The sequence below is a fragment of the Priestia sp. P5_B4 genome, from assembly GCF_056400385.1.
The window spans coordinates 1-3377 of sequence record NZ_JBFULJ010000403.1; the positions used below are offsets into that span (position 1 = coordinate 1).

Sequence of the window (3377 nt, forward strand, 5' to 3'; positions counted from 1 at the left end):
CTCTATTCATGGCTAAGATACGATGAGGAACGATTCGCTTTACGGCTTCTGTATATTCATAGTACATTTCATAGATATTTTTTTCATCTTTTTCGGGATCTTTGACTGAAGTAACAATTATGCCATCTTTTACAGTAGTCGTACGAATCCATTGACGGTAAGATGCTTCGTCAGAAATTTGTTCCGCTACAATGTCTAGGGCTCCCTGAATAGCTTCTTCAGAAGATTGAACTCCCGCTTCTTCATTTATGTATGTTTTCGCTTCGTTCTTCACGTCGGAACGTGGAAAACTTAGTAACCACTGTGCTAATGGTTCAAAACCTTTTTCTTTTGCTACAGTTGCTTTTGTACGCCGTTTTTGCTTAAAAGGGCGGTATAAATCTTCTACTTGCTGCAATTTCTTCGCTTGATGAATTTGAGCAGCCAGTGCCTCAGTTAATTTCCCTTGCTCTTCAATTAATCGAAGAACTTCCTCTTTACGCTCCTCTAAATTCATTAAGTAGTTCCAGGAATCTAAAATATTCCGGATTTGGACTTCATCCAAAGCACCAGTTTGTTCTTTTCTATATCGAGCAATAAAGGGAACTGTATTACCGTCTTCTACTAAAGCAATTACGTTTTGTACTTGCTTTTGTGAAATCTCCACCTCTTTACTTACACGTTGAACAATTTGATTATCTAATTTCGTTGCAACAGACACAGCTTATCCTCCTAGCTAAATGAAACTTTGTCTTTATTGTAACAAAACTCACATGCAATAACACATGTGAGCTAAAAAGAAAGGCTATGCAGTTGGAAGATGACCAGCGATATACGTAATATCGTCATTATGAGATCGAATTGCTGCCTGTAGCCGTGTCGACAATTGATCTACATTCATCGAGTTAGCAAAAACAGATTTAATCTCTTTTAATTCTAAGCCATCTGTATGAATCAAAAATTTAGAACCGGAGTCATATGGGAAGGTTTGTGTGCGGAACTTTTGAATTTTCCCTGATAAAAAACCTTGAATTGGTAGAGGGTACGTTAATTTCCCCTCCGGAGAATACAGATAAAAGCGGATATTACCTACATTTGTATAATGAAATTCGTTATGTTTTTTATCAATTTTCAAAATAGCTACTGCCGCACCTCTTGTATGTCGAGTAGCTTTGTTACACTTAGAAATGATCTCATCCACATCTAGATGATGATGAGCTTTCGCTACATCCGTAACAGCTACAGAAGCGGCTCTAGCTTGTTCACCGCTTCCTAATCCATCTGCCACTGCACATAGAAAATAGTCATCCGTTTCTTTGAYATAGTAACTATCTCCACAACATAAGTTCCCTTGCTTTGGCTCTTGGTATATATGAGTTTGAATCAACTTTGTATTAGGGTCTACTGTCATCACGACATATACTCCGAATCGTTAGAATCTGAGCGAGCTGCAGTCCTTAGCTTATCAAGAGCTCTTCTTTGCAGTCGAGATACATGCATTTGAGAAATCCCTAACTTCTCACCGGCATCTTTTTGACTCAGATTTTCAATAAATGTATAGCGAATCACTTCTTTTTCTCTATCGCTTAATACATGAAGAATCTTTTCTAACACTAAGCGCTGATCAGTTTTCTCATAACCCGACTCTTGTTCACCTACTAAATCAAGGATTGTAACAGTACTTCCATCAGAGTCTGCTTCAATGGAATGATCAACAGACAACGCTTGATAACTTTGCCCCATCTCCATTGTTTCTAAAATTTCTTCCTCTGTCACTCCTATATGATCAGCAATTTCTTTCACTTGAGGAGATCGCTGTAAACGGGTTGTTAGCTCTTCGACAGCTGCTTTAATTTTAGGACCTAATTCTTTGATGCGGCGCGGTACGTGAACACTCCACGTTTTATCGCGTAAAAATCGCTTAATCTCTCCAATGATTGTAGGAACAGCAAACGATTCAAAGCTTCTTCCAAATGAAGCATCATACCTTCTAATAGCTCCTAACAGTCCTAGCATCCCTACCTGCACAATATCTTCATGTAAGCTTCTGCCTTTTGAATAGCGACGTGCAATAGATTCAACAAGGTTCTTGTAATGTACTACTAGATCACTTTGTGCTTCTTCATCCTGCGTTTTTTGAAAGCGCTCAATTCGTTCCTGAACCTGTTCTTTAGTTAATTTCATAGGTTGAGACTGTGTTTTCATCACTCTCCACCTGCTCTCTTTGCACATACTTAGTCATCATTAGCGTTACACCTTTTGAATTGACCATTTTCACTTCGTCCATTAGTGTTTCAATTAAATATAAACCAAGTCCACCTTCAGGAAGAAATTCAACTTCTTTTGATGTTTCATAAGGTCCTATATGTTCCTTAAGCTCTTCAAAATTAAAGCTTTCACCTTTATCGACCACCATGATTTCTAAACGGTCATCAAATAAACCAAAACCTACTCTCACTTCACCATTTTCTTCATTCTTGTAAGCATGCTGTACGGCATTTGTACATGCCTCACTCACAGCAATTTTCATATCTTCAATTTCATCATAAGAAAAACCCATCCGGTTCGCTACACCAGACAGCGTCAGTCGAATAATCGCTACGTAGTCTGGCTTAGCAGGAATCTTCATCTCAACAAAGTCATAAGGCTGTTTCATTTTACGCCACCTTCTACTTGTGAATTCACGTTTAAAATGTCTGTGAGGCCCGTAATATCAAATAAGCGCTTGATGCGCTCTGATACACCAACAAATTTCAAAGAGCCGTTATTTTTCTTATTGGCTTTTAACAATGCAATAAATACACCTAGTCCTGTACTATCCATGTATGATACATCGGTTAAATCGACTATAATTTCTGGTTCGGTATGTTCAGTAATTTCCATGAACTTTTCTTTTAGCTTAGGTGCTGTATATGCGTCAATCTCTCCAGCCAGCTTAATACGATATGCTTGACCGTCCTTTTGTATATCTATTTTTAAATTCATCGTATTAGTAGACCCCCTCTAATTTTGTGCTATCTTTTCTGTACCCTTATTTAGAATACTTAAACTAAACTCTTCAAAATAATCAATGTAAAGTCATCCCTCAATTGAAAATGCTGTAATTTTTCCAGCTCTTTATATACAGATTCTACAATTTCTTGAGGAGACAAATGCATGTATTTTCGAATTAATTTTATGATGTCCAATCTTTCAATAAATCCTTCTTCAGTTCTGCATTCTGTTACGCCATCTGTTAACAGAACAATCATATCGCCTTTTGAAAGCTGCTGCTCGTACTGAAGATATTTCACATGGCGATCGACTCCTAGCACGAGTCCTTTTGCTTCCAAATCTTCAAATGAATCAGCTTTGGCATCATAATAAAAACCTGGTTCATGCCCTGCAGATGCATAATC

At 37.7% G+C, this 3377-nt stretch carries 6 protein-coding genes; all 6 read right to left on the minus strand.

Features of this window, described 5'->3' with window-relative positions; genetic code table 11:
* Positions 1–700, minus strand: a 700-nt coding sequence (locus AC1DRF_RS20190; protein WP_477741513.1) for a Tex-like N-terminal domain-containing protein, incomplete at its 3' end; no start/stop codon positions are given.
* A gap of 84 nt (positions 701–784) precedes the next feature.
* Complete coding sequence (locus tag AC1DRF_RS20195; protein WP_477741515.1) at positions 785–1390, minus strand: PP2C family serine/threonine-protein phosphatase; 606 nt, start codon at positions 1388–1390, stop codon at positions 785–787.
* Positions 1390–2184: an RNA polymerase sigma factor SigB gene (gene sigB / locus AC1DRF_RS20200; RefSeq protein ID WP_013055011.1), complete on the minus strand. Its 795-nt coding sequence runs from the start codon at positions 2182–2184 to the stop codon at positions 1390–1392. The genes AC1DRF_RS20195 and sigB overlap by 1 nt, the downstream gene beginning before the upstream one ends.
* Positions 2150–2635 (minus strand): anti-sigma B factor RsbW, encoded by a 486-nt coding sequence (rsbW, locus tag AC1DRF_RS20205; RefSeq protein ID WP_013055010.1) that lies wholly within the window; start codon positions 2633–2635, stop codon positions 2150–2152. The genes sigB and rsbW overlap by 35 nt, the downstream gene beginning before the upstream one ends.
* Complete coding sequence (locus tag AC1DRF_RS20210) at positions 2632–2964, minus strand: anti-sigma factor antagonist (protein ID WP_013055009.1); 333 nt, start codon at positions 2962–2964, stop codon at positions 2632–2634. The genes rsbW and AC1DRF_RS20210 overlap by 4 nt, the downstream gene beginning before the upstream one ends.
* Positions 2965–3023: 59 nt before the next feature.
* The coding region (locus AC1DRF_RS20215) for a PP2C family protein-serine/threonine phosphatase (RefSeq protein WP_477741514.1) at positions 3024–3377 on the minus strand (354 nt) is incomplete at its 5' end.

Excerpts from the sequence above, each read along its gene's own strand:
- sigB (WP_013055011.1), bottom strand. The coding sequence starts at position 2,184 with ATGAAAACACAGTCTCAACCTATGAAATTAACTAAAGAACAGGTTCAG.
- AC1DRF_RS20210 (WP_013055009.1), bottom strand. The coding sequence starts at position 2,964 with ATGAATTTAAAAATAGATATACAAAAGGACGGTCAAGCATATCGTATT.
- rsbW (WP_013055010.1), bottom strand. The coding sequence starts at position 2,635 with ATGAAACAGCCTTATGACTTTGTTGAGATGAAGATTCCTGCTAAGCCA.